Source organism: Mesorhizobium waimense (assembly GCF_003601975.1).
Lineage (GTDB): Bacteria > Pseudomonadota > Alphaproteobacteria > Rhizobiales > Rhizobiaceae > Mesorhizobium > Mesorhizobium waimense.
The window spans coordinates 1-1,824 of the sequence record NZ_QZWZ01000143.1 but is presented as its reverse complement, the minus strand read 5'-3'; the positions used below and the strand labels follow the sequence as shown (position 1 = coordinate 1,824).

Below are 1,824 nucleotides of genomic sequence, written 5' to 3'. Positions count from 1 at the left end.
CGGGCGCCCGCATGTACAAGACCGGCGATCTTGCCCGCTACCTGCCGGACGGCAATCTGGAGTTTTTGGGGCGCAACGACGACCAGGTGAAGATCCGCGGCTTCCGCATCGAGCCGGGCGAGATCGCAGCGCGGCTTTGCGAGCACGCGTGGGTGCGCGAGGCGGTGGTGGTGGCGCACGAGGATCGCGCCGGCGACAAGCAGCTTGTCGCCTATGTGGTGGCGAAGCCGACGGAAGGACCGGACGAGGCCGATGGCGTGGAGCTTGCGGCCGCGTTGCGGGCCCATCTCAGTCGCCTGCTGCCGGACTACATGGTGCCATCGGCCTTCGTGCGGTTGGACGCGCTGCCGCTGACGCCGAACGGTAAGCTCGACCGCAAGGCGCTGCCTTCGCCGGCCGATGATGCCTATGCGCGGCGGGCCTACGAGGCGCCCCGCGGCGCGGTCGAGACGGCCCTGGCCGGGATCTGGCAAGAGCTTCTGGGGATCGAGCGGGTCGGCCGCCACGACCACTTCTTCGAGCTCGGCGGCCACTCGCTGCTGGCGGTGCAGTTGCTCGGTCGAACGCTCGCCGTTGGGCTGAAGTTTAGCGCTGCCGATCTCTTCCAAGCCCCTGTTCTGAAGGAACTCGCATCAAAGATTCATTTTCAGCGACAGCCCAGCGTTCCGGAAGCGATTTCAGTTCAGGCAACCGGATCACAACCACCGCTCTTCTTTGTTCCCACAGGTTCGGGCGATTGTTCCTATGTCCTCAGTTTGGTGGAGAAAATGGACGTAGACTGTCCCATCTACGCTCTGCCATGGCCGCCTTTCAATGCAGTTTGTCCACAAACTCTTGAAAGAATAGCCGCGGAGGTGATCCTGGCGATTAGAGAGATCCAGCCACGGGGTCCATATCGCTTTGCTGGATACTCATCAGGTGCAATCTTGGCTTATGCAATTGCCCAGCACTTGCTGAGTCTCGATGAAGCTGTATCATTCATCGCTCTCATCGATGTTGCGTTACCCGCAAATCCATCGGGCATATCGCCCACCCAAATGGTACGAGAAGTGCTGTTGGATTCTTTTGAATCCTTAGATGATGAGAGTTTCGGAGTACTGGAACGCTTTGCTGGACAAAGTTCAATTGCCCAGCTTCTTGAAAAGGCAAAGCAAGTTGGGGCGATACCTCTCGATCGTGATCTCCACAACGAGGTTTTGATGTATGAAAAGGCTGCGCAGTTCCAAAGGGCGCTGGACTTGTATGATATTCCATCCCTGCCGGTTGAGATCCACCAGTTTTATGCCAAAAGGCCTCTCCTCAGCCGTCGGGCGCGACGTCGAAGAAATCCCATGGGTCCTGAGGCAAGTTCACCCATGCGGGGGTGGGACAGGGTTTTGCGCGAGGGGGCCATTCATGCCATACCGGTGCCAGGCGACCACGTGACGATGATGGATGTTCCAGAAAACCGTCGAGTTCTGGCTCGACAGTTATCGATGGCCTTAAACCGCTCATTGACAACAAAAGCTTCGAATCGATTCCGGTAGATCTCGGACAGTACAGTCTCGTCGAATCGACTTTCGTTTCACGACTACGAACGCTCATGGTCTCAACCACGCTTCACGTCGCCAGTCTTGCGCATTTCGCAAAAGCCGGACAGGGATTCCGCTAAGTCGCGGACGCTTGTTTCACTAAGTCGCGGACAGTTTGGCGGCGGTTGTGGCGCGACAATTTGGATGGGAAGCGCGACGATCAGGATGAAGGGTCAGGTGGTCGCGATTTGGTGAAGATGGACTGTGGATCAGTGAGTTGCAAGGGGTATTTTTCGTCATTGTCGCGGCGCGT

1 protein-coding gene is annotated in these 1,824 nt (G+C 57.9%); it reads left to right on the top strand.

Features of this window, described 5'->3' with window-relative positions; translation table 11 throughout:
• The coding region (locus D3227_RS40225) for a thioesterase domain-containing protein (RefSeq protein WP_147377834.1) at positions 1–1,526 on the top strand (1,526 nt) is incomplete at its 5' end.
• Between the last annotated feature and the right edge of the window lie 298 nt (positions 1,527–1,824).